This is a genomic window from Niveibacterium sp. COAC-50 (assembly GCF_013184235.1).
In the GTDB taxonomy this organism is placed as follows: domain Bacteria; phylum Pseudomonadota; class Gammaproteobacteria; order Burkholderiales; family Rhodocyclaceae; genus Niveibacterium; species Niveibacterium microcysteis.
On record NZ_JABCJM010000012.1, the window covers coordinates 1 to 15,927 of the forward strand.

Annotated in this window: 12 protein-coding genes, 1 tRNA gene and 1 pseudogene; all 14 read left to right on the top strand. The window is 61.5% G+C overall.

Features of this window, described 5'->3' with window-relative positions; genetic code table 11:
* A pseudogene (tuf, locus tag HH302_RS22015) lies at positions 1 to 368 on the top strand (elongation factor Tu); the annotation flags it as partial.
* An 85-nt stretch (positions 369 to 453) separates the two neighbouring features.
* Positions 454 to 529 (top strand) — tRNA-Trp (locus HH302_RS22020).
* Between the two features lie 26 nt (positions 530 to 555).
* Positions 556 to 909 (top strand): preprotein translocase subunit SecE, encoded by a 354-nt coding sequence (gene secE / locus HH302_RS22025; protein ID WP_172205316.1) that lies wholly within the window; start codon positions 556 to 558, stop codon positions 907 to 909.
* Positions 906 to 1,439 carry a transcription termination/antitermination protein NusG gene (nusG, locus tag HH302_RS22030; RefSeq protein WP_172205319.1) on the top strand — a complete coding sequence of 178 codons (534 nt, stop codon included), beginning with the start codon at positions 906 to 908 and terminating at the stop codon, positions 1,437 to 1,439. The genes secE and nusG overlap by 4 nt, the downstream gene beginning before the upstream one ends.
* Before the next feature lie 113 nt (positions 1,440 to 1,552).
* Complete coding sequence (gene rplK, locus HH302_RS22035) at positions 1,553 to 1,984, top strand: 50S ribosomal protein L11 (RefSeq protein ID WP_172205322.1); 432 nt, start codon at positions 1,553 to 1,555, stop codon at positions 1,982 to 1,984.
* A 1-nt stretch (position 1,985) separates the two neighbouring features.
* Positions 1,986 to 2,681, top strand: a complete 696-nt coding sequence (rplA, locus tag HH302_RS22040; RefSeq protein ID WP_172205325.1) for a 50S ribosomal protein L1 — start codon at positions 1,986 to 1,988, stop codon at positions 2,679 to 2,681.
* Positions 2,682 to 2,935: 254 nt separating this feature from the next.
* Positions 2,936 to 3,439, top strand: a complete 504-nt coding sequence (gene rplJ, locus HH302_RS22045; protein WP_172205328.1) for a 50S ribosomal protein L10 — start codon at positions 2,936 to 2,938, stop codon at positions 3,437 to 3,439.
* A gap of 57 nt (positions 3,440 to 3,496) precedes the next feature.
* Positions 3,497 to 3,868 carry a 50S ribosomal protein L7/L12 gene (gene rplL / locus HH302_RS22050; protein ID WP_172205331.1) on the top strand — a complete coding sequence of 124 codons (372 nt, stop codon included), beginning with the start codon at positions 3,497 to 3,499 and terminating at the stop codon, positions 3,866 to 3,868.
* 312 nt (positions 3,869 to 4,180) lie between these two features.
* Positions 4,181 to 8,314, top strand: coding sequence for a DNA-directed RNA polymerase subunit beta (gene rpoB, locus HH302_RS22055; protein WP_172205334.1), 4,134 nt, complete (start codon positions 4,181 to 4,183; stop codon positions 8,312 to 8,314).
* Between the two features lie 35 nt (positions 8,315 to 8,349).
* Positions 8,350 to 12,555, top strand: coding sequence for a DNA-directed RNA polymerase subunit beta' (gene rpoC, locus HH302_RS22060; protein ID WP_172205337.1), 4,206 nt, complete (start codon positions 8,350 to 8,352; stop codon positions 12,553 to 12,555).
* A 136-nt stretch (positions 12,556 to 12,691) separates the two neighbouring features.
* Positions 12,692 to 13,069, top strand: coding sequence for a 30S ribosomal protein S12 (gene rpsL / locus HH302_RS22065; RefSeq protein ID WP_172205340.1), 378 nt, complete (start codon positions 12,692 to 12,694; stop codon positions 13,067 to 13,069).
* A gap of 27 nt (positions 13,070 to 13,096) precedes the next feature.
* The gene (gene rpsG, locus HH302_RS22070) at positions 13,097 to 13,567 is read left to right on the top strand and encodes a 30S ribosomal protein S7 (RefSeq protein WP_172205342.1); all 471 of its coding nucleotides are present in this window, start codon (positions 13,097 to 13,099) and stop codon (positions 13,565 to 13,567) included.
* Between the two features lie 114 nt (positions 13,568 to 13,681).
* A complete protein-coding gene (fusA, locus tag HH302_RS22075) occupies positions 13,682 to 15,775 on the top strand; it encodes an elongation factor G (RefSeq protein WP_172205345.1) in 2,094 nt (697 codons plus the stop codon).
* Between the two features lie 25 nt (positions 15,776 to 15,800).
* On the top strand, positions 15,801 to 15,927 hold a 127-nt coding region (locus HH302_RS22080), incomplete at its 3' end, for a GTP-binding protein (RefSeq protein WP_253946095.1).

The following is a 15,927-nucleotide window of genomic DNA, read 5'->3' on the forward strand; positions in this document are numbered from 1 at the left end:
ACAACGTCGGCGTGCTGCTGCGCGGCACCAAGCGTGAAGACGTCGAGCGTGGCCAGGTTCTGGCCAAGCCGGGTTCGATCACGCCGCACACCCACTTCACCGGTGAAGTGTACGTGCTGTCGAAGGATGAAGGTGGTCGTCACACCCCGTTCTTCAACAACTACCGCCCGCAGTTCTACTTCCGTACCACCGACGTGACCGGTTCGATCGCGCTGCCGGAAGGCACCGAGATGGTCATGCCGGGCGACAACGTGTCGATCACTGTCAAGCTGATCGCCCCGATCGCCATGGAAGAAGGTCTGCGCTTCGCGATCCGCGAAGGTGGTCGTACCGTTGGTGCTGGCGTCGTCGCCAAGATCATCGAGTAATTGTTGTTTCCGAGTGGGCGTCCGATGAAAGTCGGGCGCCTGCGACAAGCTCCGGTCTTCGCTGGAGCTTTGTAGTCTCTGCTGCAGGGGCATAGCTCAATTGGCAGAGCGTCGGTCTCCAAAACCGAAGGTTGGGGGTTCGATTCCCTCTGCCCCTGCCACAACGCATAGCGGGTAATTTCCACCCATGGCCGACAAAATCAAGTTTGCGCTGGCGCTGCTGCTCGTGGCTGCCGGCGTGGCTGGCTTCTATCTACTCTCTGCGCAGCCGACGGTGCTTCGCGTGCTCGTCGTCCTCGCCGGCGTCGCTGCTGGCGTCGCCGTGGCATGGGTGACCGAGCCTGGCCGCCGCTTTGCCGTGTTCGCGGCCGACGCCGTGACCGAGGTCAAGAAGGTTGTCTGGCCGACGCGCAAGGAAACCTTGCAGACGACCGGCATCGTGTTCGCCTTCGTTGTCGTCATGGCGATCTTTCTGTGGGTTGCGGACAAGTCGCTCGAGTGGGCGCTGTATGACCTGATCCTCGGCTGGAGGCATTCATGAGCATGCGCTGGTACGTGGTACACGCCTATTCCGGCTTCGAGAAGTCGGTGCAGCGTGCACTGGTCGAGCGCATTGCACGCGCCGGCATGCAGGACAAGTTCGGCCAGATCCTGGTACCGGTCGAAGAAGTTGTCGAAATGCGCAACGGCCAGAAGGTCACGACCGAGCGCAAGTTCTTCCCCGGCTATGTGCTGGTGGAAATGGACATGGACGATGAGTCCTGGCACTTGGTGAAGAGCACGCCCAAGGTCACCGGCTTCATCGGCGGCACGGCCAACAAGCCGACTCCGATCACGCAGAAGGAAGTCGACAAGATTCTGCAGCAGGTGCAGGAAGGCGTCGAAAAGCCGAAGCCGAAGGTGCTGTTCGAAATCGGCGAGATGGTGCGCGTGAAGGAAGGCCCCTTCGCGGACTTCAACGGCAACGTCGAGTCGGTGAATTACGAAAAGAGCCGACTCAATGTGTCGGTCACGATTTTCGGGCGCGCGACGCCTGTCGAATTGAGTTTCGGCGAAGTCGAAAAAGTTTAAGTCGTACCGGCCCGCCTCGTGCGGGCCTTGCCACGTCGTGCAAGCGGCGGGGCGTTGAGGAGCGCAAGTAGGTTCGCCGAACGCGCGCTTTCACTCATCAATCAGGAGCCATCATGGCAAAGAAAATCATCGGCTACATCAAGCTGCAGGTGCCGGCCGGCAAGGCGAACCCGTCGCCCCCAATCGGCCCGGCGCTCGGTCAGCGCGGCCTGAACATCATGGAATTCTGCAAGGCCTTCAATGCCAAGACGCAAGGCATGGAAGTCGGTCTTCCGATTCCGGTGGTGATCACTGCCTTCGCGGACAAGTCCTTCACCTTCATCATGAAGACGCCGCCCGCGACGATCCTCATCAAGAAGGCTGCTGGTCTGCAGAAGGGTTCGCCGAAGCCCCATACCGACAAGGTTGGCAAGATCACCCGCGCTCAGTGCGAAGAGATCGCCAAGGCCAAGCAGGTCGACCTGACCGCCGGCGACCTGGAAGCCGCTGTCCGTACCATCGCTGGCTCCGCGCGCAGCATGGGCATCACCGTGGAGGGCCTCTGAGATGGCTAAGCAATCGAAGCGTCTGCAGGCTCTGCGCGCGAAGATCGATCGCAACCGTGTCTACACCGTTGCCGAAGCGCTCGCGCTGGTGAAGGAAACCTCGACCGCGAAGTTCGACGAATCCGTCGACGTGGCGGTGAACCTTGGCGTTGATGCCAAGAAGTCGGACCAGCTGGTGCGTGGCTCTGTCGTGCTGCCTGCCGGTACCGGCAAGTCGGTGCGCGTGGCCGTGTTTGCGCAGGGCGCCAAGGCTGAAGAAGCGAAGGCTGCTGGTGCAGATGTTGTCGGTTTCGATGATCTGGCTGAGCAGGTCAAGGGCGGCACGATCGATTTCGATCTGTGTATCGCTACGCCGGACGCGATGCGCGTCGTCGGCGCGCTGGGCCAGATCCTTGGTCCGCGCGGCCTGATGCCGAACCCGAAGGTTGGCACCGTGACGATGGATGTCACCACCGCGGTGAAGAACGCCAAGGCGGGTCAGGTGCAGTACCGTACCGACAAGGCCGGCATCATTCACGCGACTATCGGCCGTGCTTCGTTCACGGTTGAAGCGCTGCAGCAGAACCTTGGCGCGCTGGTTGATGCGCTGGTCAAGGCCAAGCCGGCTGCCGTGAAGGGTCAGTACATCCGCAAGATGGCGGTTTCGAGCACGATGGGTGGCGGCGTCCGCGTCGAACCCACCAGCGTCTCCGCCTGATGTGGCGCGGTGGCGTAGCGCCACCGCAATAGCAAGAACTTTGGGCCAAGCCACCTCCGGGTGGCTTGGATCGTCAAAGACCGCGGGTGCTCGAGGTTTTGGCCGAGAGCTTAATCGTGCGAACAACCTGCGCAGACGGTGTATCCAGAACAGGATTTCGCCGGCCTAGGCCGGCACGCTCCTGATCCAGGTCGCCGTGGGTGTGGCGGTCCGCAAGGATCGTCGCGAGTTGACTTGATAGGAGGAAAGACCTCATGGGTCTGAATCTAGACGACAAGAAAGCCGTCGTAGCCGAGGTCGCTGCACAGCTGGCCAACGCGCAGACCGTTGTCGTGGCGGAGTACGCAGGCATTGAGGTGACCGACGTCACCGTGCTGCGTGCGAAGGCACGCGCGTCTGGCGTTTACCTGCGCGTGTTGAAGAACACCTTGGCGCGTCGTGCGGTGGCTGACACCGCCTTCGCCGGCCTTGCCGAGCACATGACTGGCCAGCTGATTTACAGCTTCTCGGCCGATCCTGTCGCTGCAGCCAAGGTGCTGAACGACTTCGCGAAAACCAACGACAAACTGAAGCTGAAGGCTGGCTGCTACGCGGGCAAAGTGCTCGACAAGGCGGGCGTTCAGGCGCTGGCAAGCATCCCGAGCCGCGAGGAACTCCTCGCCAAGCTGCTGGGTGTGATGAAGGCGCCGGTTTCGGGCATGGCTGTGGCGCTTGGCGCACTGGCCAAGAAGCGCGAAGCCGAAGGCTCTGCCGCCTGATCGGTTGGTCCGGTTTTCTGTACGGTTTGTACGAATCTGAATTTGGAGTGTTTTGACATGGCAATCACCAAAGACGACATCCTGGAAGCCGTCGGCTCGATGACGGTTATGGAACTGAACGACCTCGTGAAGGCGTTCGAAGAGAAGTTCGGCGTGTCCGCCGCTGCGATGGCTGTTGCTGGCCCGGCCGCTGGCCCGGCTGCTGCTGCTGAAGAGCAGACCGAGTTCACCGTTGTCCTGGCTGCCGCCGGCGACAAGAAGGTTGAAGTCATTAAGGTCGTGCGTGCTGCGACCGGCCTGGGCCTGAAGGAAGCGAAGGACCTGGTCGACGGCGCTCCGAAGCCCGTCAAGGAAGGCATCGCCAAGGCCGACGCCGAAGCGCTGAAGAAGCAGCTGGAAGACGCTGGCGCCAAGGTCGAAGTCAAGTAATCGACCTGCGAAAGCATGGGCTGGTGACGTTTCGGCGTCACCAGCCTTTTGTGCTTTTTTCGGGACGCACAGGAAAACCCGTCGATTCGGCGGTTTTTCCTGTGTCTTCTGAATCGACTGCAGAAGACAGGAACTGGTCGGACGGGAGTTCTGCCGGGGCTTCGGACCCCGCGCTTCCGTCGTCCGCCAGAGGTTGGTAGAGGCCAGCCACCAGATCCGCAACCCCAGTCGAGGCTAGCCAGTCCGAACCATAAATGACTCCGGGGGGTCATACGGACGGACTGCCAGTGCCCTTCGCTTACCGGAGAACTCATGGCCTACTCGTTCACCGAGAAAAAGCGCATTCGCAAGAGCTTCGCAAAACGTGCGGACGTTCTCGATGTGCCTTTCCTCCTCGCTACTCAGCTGGAGTCCTACACGTCCTTCCTGCAGGCCGATGTGCCGCCGCAGGCTCGTCGTGATCAGGGGCTTCAGGCCGCTTTCAAATCGATCTTCCCGATCACCTCGCATTCCGGCAACGCCCGTCTGGAGTTCGTCTACTTCGCGCTCGGTGAACCGGCGTTCGACGTCAAGGAATGTCAGCAGCGCGGGTTGACCTTCGCGTCGCCGCTGCGCGCCCGCGTGCGTCTGGTGATCCTCGACAAGGAAGCTGCCAAGGAAACCGTCAAGGAAGTGAAGGAACAGGAAGTCTACATGGGCGAGATTCCGCTCATGACGACGACCGGTTCCTTTGTGATCAACGGTACCGAGCGGGTCATCGTTTCCCAGCTGCATCGTTCGCCGGGCGTGTTCTTCGAGCACGACCGCGGCAAGACGCACAGCTCCGGCAAGCTGCTGTTCTCGGCCCGCATCATTCCTTACCGCGGCTCCTGGCTGGACTTCGAGTTCGACCCGAAGGACTTCCTGTTCTTCCGCGTGGACCGTCGCCGCAAGATGCCGGTCACGATCCTGCTGAAGGCGATCGGCATGACCGCCGAGGACATTCTCGCGACCTTCCACGACTTCGACACCTTCAACCTGAAGGGCTCGGAGTTCGAATTCGCACTGGTGCCGGAACGTCTGCGCGGCGAAGTCGCGCGCTTCGACATCACCGACGGCAATGGCAAGGTGATCGTCGCGAAGGACAAGCGGATCACCGCTAAGCACATCCGCGAGCTGAACGAAGCCGGCATCAAGACGATGGCGGTCCCCGAGGACTTCCTGCTCGGCCGCGTGCTGGCGAAGAACGTCGTCGATAGCGAGACCGGCGAACTGATCGCGCGCGCCAACGACGAGATCACGGAAGAAGTGCTCGCCAAGCTGTCGCGTGGTGGTGTGCAGTCTTTCGAGACGCTGTACATCAACGACCTCGATCGTGGCGCCTACATTTCGTCGACGCTGCGCTCGGATGAAACGGCCGACCAGTGGCAGGCGCGCGTTGCGATCTACCGTATGATGCGCCCGGGCGAGCCGCCGACCGAAGATGCGGTCGAAGCGCTGTTCCAGGGCCTCTTCTATGCGCCGGAACGCTACGACCTGTCCTCCGTCGGCCGCATGAAGTTCAACCGCCGCGCCTATCCGGAACGTCTGGATGACAAGGCGCCGGAATGGCAGCGTCGCCTGTACGAGCGTGTCGGCCCGCAGGGCGAGGAGGGCGCTGGCGTCCTCTGCAACGACGACATCCTCGCGGTGGTCGGTGTGCTGGTTGAGCTGCGCAACGGTCGTGGCGAAATCGACGATATCGATCACCTCGGCAACCGCCGCGTGCGCTGCGTTGGCGAACTGGCGGAAAACCAGTTCCGCGCCGGCCTCGTGCGTGTCGAGCGTGCCGTCAAGGAGCGCCTGAACCAGGCCGAATCCGACAACCTGATGCCGCACGATCTGATCAACGCCAAGCCGATCTCGGCCGCGATCAAGGAGTTCTTCGGTTCGTCGCAGCTGTCGCAGTTCATGGACCAGACCAACCCGCTGTCCGAGATCACGCACAAGCGTCGTGTCTCGGCACTCGGCCCGGGCGGTCTGACGCGCGAGCGTGCAGGCTTTGAAGTGCGCGACGTGCATCCGACCCACTACGGTCGTGTGTGCCCGATCGAGACGCCGGAAGGTCCGAACATCGGCCTGATCAACTCACTCGCCGTCTACGCGACGACCAACCGCCATGGCTTCCTTGAGACGCCGTACCGCAAGGTCGAAAACGGCAAGGTGACCGAGCAGATCGATTACCTGTCCGCAATCGAAGAAGGCGGCTACGTGATCGCGCAGGCAAACGCCGAGCTCGATGGCACCGGCGCGCTGATCGACGAACTCGTCTCATGCCGCCACAAGGGTGAATTCACCCTCGTGACGCCGGATCAGGTTCAGTACATGGACGTGTCGCCGTCGCAGATCGTGTCGGTCGCCGCCTCGCTGATCCCGTTCCTTGAGCACGACGATGCGAACCGCGCCTTGATGGGCGCGAACATGCAACGTCAGGCCGTGCCCTGCCTGCGTCCGGAGAAGCCGCTGGTCGGTACCGGTATCGAGCGCACCGTGGCAGTGGACTCGGGAACGACCGTGCAGGCACTGCGCGGCGGTGTGGTCGACTATGTCGATGCGAGCCGCGTCGTGGTGCGTGTGAACGACGATGAAACGGTGCCGGGCGAAGTCGGCGTCGACATCTACAACTTCACCAAGTACACCCGCTCGAACCAGAACACCAACATCAACCAGCGTCCGGTCGTGAAGAATGGTGACCGTATTGCGAAGGGTGATGTGCTGGCGGACGGCGCATCGACCGACCTCGGCGAACTCGCGCTGGGCCAGAACATGCTGGTCGCGTTCATGCCGTGGAACGGCTACAACTTCGAAGATTCGATCCTGATCTCCGAACGCGTGGTGGCCGACGACCGCTTCACCTCGATCCACATCGAGGAACTGACGGTTGTGGCGCGTGACACCAAGCTCGGCGCCGAAGAAATTACCCGCGACATCGCATCGCTGGGCGAAGCGCAACTCGGCCGCCTCGACGAGTCCGGCATCGTCTACATCGGCGCAGAAGTCGATGCGGGTGATGTGCTGGTCGGCAAGGTCACGCCGAAGGGCGAAACCCAGCTGACGCCGGAAGAGAAGCTGCTGCGTGCGATCTTCGGTGAGAAGGCGTCCGATGTGAAGGACACCTCGCTGCGCGTGCCGTCCGGCATGAACGGTACCGTCATCGACGTGCAGGTCTTCACCCGTGAAGGCATCGAGCGCGACAAGCGCGCCCAGTCGATCATCGACGACATGCTGCGTGGCTTCCGCCAGGATCTGGGCGACCAGATGCGTATCGTCGAGCGCGATGCGTTCTCGCGTATCGAGCGTTTGATCATTGGCCAGGTCGCCAACGGCGGTCCGAAGAAGCTCGCCAAGGGCACTGCGATCACCAAGGACTACCTCGACCAGGTCGAGCCGCATTCCTGGTTCGATATCCGCATGGCCGACGAGACCATCGCTCAGCAGCTTGAGTCGCTGAAGGAAGGTCTGGAGAAGACCCGCAAGGACTTCGACCTCGCTTTCGAAGCGAAGAAGAAGAAGCTCACGCAGGGCGATGAACTGCCCCCGGGCGTGCAGAAGATGGTCAAGGTCTATCTGGCTGTGAAGCGTCGCCTGCAGCCTGGTGACAAGATGGCCGGCCGTCACGGTAACAAGGGTGTGGTGTCGAAGATCGTTCCGGTCGAAGACATGCCGTACATGGAAAACGGCACCGCCGTCGATATCGTGCTGAACCCGCTGGGCGTGCCGTCACGGATGAACATTGGTCAGATCCTTGAAACCCACCTTGGCTGGGCAGCCAAGGGCCTGGGCAACAAGATCAACGAGACCCTGCGTCGCCAGGCCACCGCCAAGGAAGTGCGCTCGCTGCTGAACGAGATATACAACACCAGCGGCAAGGACGAGGAAATCGACTCCCTGACCGACGGCGAAGTGGTCGAACTGGCGCAGAACCTGACCAAGGGCGTGCCCTTCGCAACGCCGGTGTTCGACGGCGCGACCGAAGAGGAAATCGGCAAGATGCTCAAGCTGGCCGGCCTCGAAGGCGGCGAGCAGGTCACCTTGTTCGACGGCCGCACCGGTGAAGCGTTCGAGCGCAAGGTGACGGTTGGCTACAAGCACATGCTGAAGCTGCACCACTTGGTCGACGACAAGATGCACGCGCGTTCGACTGGCCCGTACTCGCTCGTCACCCAGCAGCCGCTGGGCGGTAAGGCGCAGTTCGGTGGTCAGCGTTTCGGTGAAATGGAAGTGTGGGCGCTGGAAGCCTACGGCGCCGCCTACACGCTGCAGGAAATGCTGACGGTGAAGTCGGACGATGTGACCGGTCGTACCAAGGTCTACGAAAACATCGTCAAGGGCGAACACAAGATCGATGCCGGAATGCCGGAATCCTTCAACGTGCTGGTGAAGGAAATCCGTTCGCTGGCGATCGACATCGACCTGGACCGCTACTGAGACGGCCGAGCCGTCTCGGAATGGAGTGACGAAAGATGAAAAGCCTGCTCGCTGATCTGTTCAAACAGAGCCTGCCGAACGAGGAAGAGTTCGACGCGATCACCATTGGTCTCGCGTCCCCGGAGAAGATCCGCTCCTGGTCCTTCGGTGAAGTGAAGAAGCCGGAAACCATCAACTACCGGACGTTCAAGCCGGAACGCGATGGTCTGTTCTGCGCCAAGATCTTTGGCCCGGTGAAGGACTACGAGTGCCTGTGCGGCAAGTACAAGCGCCTCAAGCACCGCGGTGTGATCTGCGAAAAGTGCGGCGTGGAAGTCACGCTGGCCAAGGTTCGCCGTGAGCGCATGGGTCACATCGAGCTGGCCTCGGTGGTCGCCCATATCTGGTTCCTGAAGAGCCTGCCGAGCCGCCTCGGCATGGTGCTCGACATGACCCTGCGCGATATCGAACGCGTGCTGTACTTCGAAGGCTTCGTGGTCGTCGATCCCGGCATGACCCCGCTGACGCGCGGTCAGCTGCTGACTGAAGAAGACTTCATCGCGAAGACCGAAGAGTACGGTGACGAGTTCACCGCGTTGATGGGTGCCGAGGCCGTGCGCGAACTGCTGCGCTCGATCGACCTGCCGCGCGAAATCGAGCGCCTGCGTTCGGAGCTCGAGACCACCGGCTCGGAAGCCAAGATCAAGAAGATCGCCAAGCGCCTCAAGGTGCTGGAGGCCTTCACGCAGTCGGGCATCCGCCCCGACTGGATGATCATGGAAGTGCTGCCGGTGCTGCCGCCGGATCTGCGCCCGCTGGTGCCGCTGGACGGTGGCCGCTTCGCGACCTCCGACCTGAACGACCTGTATCGCCGCGTGATCAACCGGAACAACCGCCTGAAGCGTCTGCTCGAGCTCAAGGCGCCGGACATCATCGTGCGCAACGAAAAGCGCATGCTGCAGGAAGCGGTCGACTCTCTGCTCGACAACGGCCGTCGCGGTAAGGCGATGACCGGCGCGAACAAGCGTCCGCTCAAGTCGCTCGCCGACATGATCAAGGGTAAGGGCGGTCGCTTCCGTCAGAACCTGCTCGGTAAGCGCGTCGACTACTCGGGCCGTTCGGTGATTACCGTGGGTCCGCAGCTGAAGTTGCATCAGTGCGGTCTGCCCAAGCTGATGGCGCTCGAGCTGTTCAAGCCTTTCATCTTCAACAAGCTTGAGCTGCGTGGCTATGCCACCACCATCAAGCAGGCGAAGAAGATGGTCGAAAGCCAGGAACCGATGGTGTGGGACATCCTCGAAGAGGTGATCCGCGAGCATCCGGTCATGCTGAACCGTGCGCCGACGCTGCACCGCCTTGGTATTCAGGCCTTTGAACCGACGCTGATTGAAGGCAAGGCGATCCAGCTGCACCCGCTCGTCTGTGCGGCGTTCAACGCCGACTTCGACGGTGACCAGATGGCCGTGCACGTCCCGCTGTCGCTCGAAGCGCAGATGGAAGCCCGCACGCTGATGCTGTCTTCCAACAACGTGCTGTCGCCGGCGAACGGCGAGCCGATCATCGTGCCGTCGCAAGACGTCGTGCTGGGCTTGTATTACGCCACTCGCGAAGCGGTGAACGTGCCGGGCGAAGGCATGGCCTTCATCGATGTCGCCGAGGCAAAGCGTGCCTACGAATCGGGTCAGGCATCGCTGCACGCTCGCGTGTTCATCCGTGTGCGTGAAGTCGAGCTGACGCCGGAAGGCGAAAAGCGCGAGAAGATCACGCGCTACAACACCACCATCGGTCGCGCGATCCTCTCCGAGATTCTGCCTGCCGGTCTGCCGTTCTCGGTGATCGATAAGGCGCTGAAGAAGAAAGAGATCTCGAAGCTGATCAACCACGCCTTCCGCCGTTGCGGCCTGAAGGAAACCGTGGTGTTCGCTGACCGCCTGATGCAGTTCGGCTTCCGTCTCGCGACGCGTGCCGGTCTGTCGATTGCGGTGCGTGACATGCTGGTGCCGACCTCGAAGCAGGACATCATTGCCGCCGCTGCGCACGAAGTGAAGGAAATCGCGCAGCAGTACACCTCGGGTCTCGTGACCGACGGCGAGCGCTACAACAAGGTCGTTGATATCTGGGGTCGTGCGGGTGACCAGGTCGCCAAGGCGATGATGGAGCAGTTGGGCACCGAACCGGTGATCAACCACCTCGGCAAGGAAGTCCGCCAGGAATCGCTCAACGCGATCTACATGATGGCCGACTCGGGCGCGCGGGGTTCCGCGGCTCAGATCCGTCAGCTTTCCGGTATGCGCGGCCTGATGGCGAAGCCGGATGGCTCGATTATCGAGACGCCGATCACGACGAACTTCCGCGAAGGTCTGAACGTTCTGCAGTACTTCATCTCCACCCACGGTGCTCGTAAGGGTCTCGCGGATACGGCGTTGAAGACGGCGAACTCCGGCTACCTGACGCGTCGTCTGGTCGACGTGACGCAGGACCTCGTGGTCACCGAAGACGATTGCGGTACCGCGCTCGGCTTCACGATGCGCGCGATCATCGAAGGCGGTGAAGTTGTTGAGCCGCTGCGCGACCGCATTCTGGGCCGCACTGCCGCTGACGACGTCGTGAATCCGGATACGCAGGAGACTGCAATCTACGCCGGCACGCTGCTCGACGAAGATGCGTGCGACCTGATCGACGCGCTTGGCGTGGACGAAGTGCGCGTGCGTACGCCGCTCACCTGCGAAACCCGCTACGGCATGTGCGCCAAGTGCTACGGCCGTGACCTCGGCCGCGGCAATCTGGTGAACTCCGGCGAAGCGATCGGCGTTATCGCCGCGCAGTCGATCGGTGAGCCGGGCACGCAGCTGACGATGCGTACCTTCCACGTGGGTGGTGCCGCGTCGCGAGCTGCAGTTGCCAGCTCGGTCGAAGCCAAGTCGGCGGGTGTGGTCCGCTACGCGGGCAACACCCGCTATGTGACGACCGCCAAGGACGAGAAGGTCGTGATCGCCCGCTCGGCCGAGGTCGTCGTGACCGACGAAATGGGCCGCGAGCGCGAGCGGCACAAGATCCCGTACGGTGCCACGCTGTTGGTTGAAGATGGCGGCGCGGTGAAGGCCGGTGCACAACTGGCTACCTGGGATCCGCACACCCGTCCGATCATCACCGAGTACTCGGGCACCATCAAGTTCGAGAACGTCGAAGAAGGTGCGACGGTTGCCAAGCAGATCGACGAAGTCACCGGTCTGTCCACGCTGGTCGTCATCGACGCCAAGCGCCGTGGCCAGTCGGCGACCAAGGGCGTGCGTCCGCAGGTCAAGCTGATCAACGAAGCAGGCGAAGAAGTGAAGATTGCCGGCACCGATCATGCAGTGACCATTACCTTCCAGGTCGGCTCGCTGATCACGGTGAAGGACGGTCAGCAGGTTTCGGTCGGTGACGTGCTGGCGCGTATCCCCCAGGAATCGGCGAAGACGCGTGACATTACCGGTGGTCTGCCGCGTGTGGCGGAACTGTTCGAAGCGCGTTCGCCGAAGGATGCCGGCATGCTGGCGGATGTCACCGGTACGCTGTCGTTCGGTAAGGACACCAAGGGCAAGCAGCGTCTGGTGATCACCGAGCCTGACGGCACGGTGCACGAGTTCCTGATCCCGAAGGACAAGCACGTGATGGTGCACGACGGCCAGGTGGTGCAGCGTGGCGAGTTGATCGTGGACGGCCCGGCCGACCCGCATGACATCCTGCGTCTCAAGGGTGTCGAAGAGCTCGCGCGCTACATCATCGAGGAAGTGCAGGACGTGTATCGCCTGCAGGGTGTGAAGATCAACGATAAGCACATCGAGGTGATCGTTCGCCAGATGCTGCGTCGCGTGGTCATCACTGATCCGGGCGATAGCAAGTTCATCCGTGAAGAGCAGGTCGAGCGTTCGGAAGTGCTGGACGAGAACGACAAGCTCATCGCGGAGGGTCGTCTGCCGGCGCAGTACGAGTACATGCTGCTGGGTATCACGAAGGCCTCGTTGTCGACCGACTCGTTCATCTCCGCGGCTTCCTTCCAGGAAACCACGCGCGTGCTGACCGAAGCGGCCATCCTGGGCAAGCGCGACGAACTGCGCGGCCTGAAGGAAAACGTCATCGTCGGCCGTCTGATCCCGGCCGGTACTGGCCTTGCCTACCACCGTGCTCGGCGCGCGCAGTCCGGCGCAACCTTTGATCTGCCGCCGTCGGGCAGTTTCAATGACGAGCCGGCGGCGGTCGAAGGCGCGCAGTCGGAATAAGGCGTCGTTGACGCTTCGGGGCCGGGTTGGCTACAATCCGGCCTCTTTAGTGGGTCGACCTTGCGGGGTCGGCCTTCCTGTGTCTTGATCGCGGCCCAATCCGTGTTTCATCGGTGGTGCGATCCGAGGAAAAGTAATGCCAACAATCAATCAACTCGTTCGTAAGGGTCGGGAAACCCCGGTCTCCAAGAGCAAAGTGCCGGCTCTCGAAGCCTGTCCGCAGAAGCGCGGCGTCTGTACCCGCGTTTACACCACGACCCCGAAGAAGCCGAACTCGGCGCTTCGTAAAGTCGCCAAGGTTCGCCTGACCAACGGTTTCGAGGTTATCTCGTACATCGGCGGTGAAGGTCACAACCTTCAGGAGCACTCGGTGGTCCTGATCCGCGGTGGTCGTGTGAAGGACTTGCCGGGTGTGCGTTATCACATCGTCCGCGGTTCGCTTGACCTCCAGGGCGTCAAGGATCGGAAGCAGTCGCGCTCCAAGTACGGCGCGAAGCGTCCGAAGAAGTCCTGATCCCTTTCGAAATAGCAGGAGGTTGAAATGCCCCGTCGTCGCGAAGTACCTAAGCGGGATATCCTGCCGGATCCGAAATTCGGCAGCCAGGATGTCTCGAAATTCATCAACGTGATCATGCAGAGCGGCAAGAAGGCCGTCGCCGAGCGCATCGTCTATGGCGCGCTGGAAGTGATCTCGACCAAGGGCGGCAAGGATCCGCTCGAGGTGTTTGGTAGCGCAATCAGCAACGTCAAGCCGGTCGTGGAAGTGAAGAGCCGCCGCGTTGGCGGTGCGAACTACCAGGTTCCGGTTGAAGTGCGTCCGTCGCGTCGTATGGCGCTGTCGATGCGCTGGATCCGCGAAGCTGCGCGTAAGCGTTCGGAAAAATCGATGGCTCAGCGCTTGGCTGGTGAGCTGCTCGAGGCCTCTGAAGGTCGCGGCGCTGCGATGAAGAAGCGCGAAGAAGTTCACCGTATGGCAGAAGCGAACAAGGCGTTCTCGCATTTCCGCTTCTGATTGCGACCCGTCGCAGAGCAGTCGGGCCCTGAAAAGGGCTCGATTGCTTTTCCAGAAGTACCGATTTTCTGTCCGCACCTGCTGCGGACTTTCGTTTAGGTAGAGGTTACTACCGTGGCACGCAAAACCCCGATCGAGCGGTACCGTAATATCGGTATCTCGGCGCACATTGACGCCGGCAAGACCACCACGACCGAGCGCATCCTGTTCTACACCGGTGTCAATCACAAGATCGGTGAAGTGCATGATGGCGCTGCCACCATGGACTGGATGGAGCAGGAGCAAGAGCGCGGCATCACGATTACGTCGGCCGCGACGACCTGTTTCTGGAAGGGCATGGACCTGTCTCTGCCCGAGCACCGCGTCAACATCATCGACACCCCGGGGCACGTCGACTTCACGATTGAAGTGGAGCGCTCGATGCGCGTGCTCGATGGCGCGTGCATGGTTTACTGTGCCGTTGGTGGCGTTCAGCCGCAGTCGGAAACCGTTTGGCGCCAGGCCAACAAGTACGGTGTTCCGCGTCTCGCCTTCGTGAACAAGATGGACCGCCAGGGTGCGGACTTCTTCAAGGTTCACGATCAGATGCGCGCGCGCCTGAAGGCCAACCCGATCCCCATCCAGGTGCCGATCGGTGCGGAAGACAACTTCCGTGGCGTCGTTGATCTGGTCAAGATGAAGGCCATCTGGTGGGATGACGCTTCGCAAGGCATGAAGTTCGAGTACGGCGAGATCCCGGCTGAACTGGCTGCCAAGTGCAAGGAATGGCGCGAGAAGATGGTCGAGGCCGCGGCCGAAGCATCGGAAGAGCTGATGAACAAGTACCTTGAAGAAGGTGACCTGTCTGAGGCCGATCTGAAGGCGGCGCTGCGTGATCGCACCATCAAGGGTGAGATCGTTCCGATGCTGTGTGGCTCGGCGTTCAAGAACAAGGGCGTCCAGGCGATGCTCGACGCTGTCATCGACTACATGCCTTCGCCGGTCGACATCCCGCCGGTTGACGGTGAGAAGGAAGATGGCTCCGCCGACACCCGTCCGGCGACCGATGATGCGCCGTTCTCCGCGCTTGCATTCAAGCTGATGACCGACCCGTTCGTGGGTCAGCTGACCTTCTTCCGCGTCTATTCGGGCGTGGTGAAGTCGGGCGACACGATCTACAACCCGGTCAAGAGCAAGAAAGAGCGCATCGGTCGTATCGTGCAGATGCACGCGAACAACCGTGAAGAGATCGAAGAAGTTCGCGCCGGCGACATCGCTGCAGCGATCGGTCTGAAGGAAGTGACGACGGGTGACACCCTTTCCGATCTGGAAAAGGTGATCATGCTTGAGCGCATGGAATTCCCGGAGCCGGTGATTCACGTCGCCGTGGAGCCGAAGACCAAGGCCGACCAGGAAAAGATGGGCGTCGCGCTGAACCGCCTTGCGAAGGAAGATCCGTCCTTCCGTGTTCGCACGGACGAAGAGTCGGGTCAGACCATCATCTCCGGTATGGGCGAACTGCACCTCGAGATCATCGTCGACCGCATGAAGCGCGAGTTCGGTGTCGAGGCGAACGTGGGCGCCCCGCAGGTTGCCTACCGCGAAACGATCCGCGGCACCGTCGAGAATGCCGAAGGCAAGTTCGTCAAGCAGTCCGGCGGTCGTGGTCAGTATGGCCACGTTGTGCTCAAGATCGAGCCGAACGAGCCGGGCAAGGGCTACGAGTTCGTTGACGCGATCAAGGGTGGCGTCGTGCCGCGCGAGTACATCCCCGCGGTGGACAAGGGCCTGCAGGAAACGCTGCCTAACGGCGTGCTGGCTGGCTTCCCGGTGGTGGACGTCAAGGTGACGCTGCACTTCGGTTCGTACCACGATGTGGACTCGAACGAAAACGCGTTCAAGATGGCCGCCTCGATGGGCTTCAAGGATGGTATGCGCAAGGCCAATCCGGTGCTGCTTGAGCCGATGATGTCGGTTGAAGTGGAAACGCCGGAAGACTTTATGGGCAACGTCATGGGTGACCTCTCGGGGCGTCGTGGCATCGTCCAGGGCATGGACGACGTTGCGGGCATGAAGGTCATCAGGGCCGAAGTGCCGCTGGCCGAGATGTTTGGTTACTCGACCACGCTGCGCTCGCTGACCCAGGGTCGTGCGACCTACTCGATGGAGTTCAAGCACTACTCCGAAGCGCCGCGCAACGTCGCGGAAGCCATCATCAACAAGAAGTGATGCGTTGATCAATTAAGGACTAAAAATGGCCAAGGAAAAATTCGAGCGGACGAAACCGCACGTGAACGTCGGGACCATCGGTCACGTTGACCATGGCAAGACCACGCTGACCGCAGCAATCACGACCGTGCTGGCAGCCAAGTTTGGCGGCG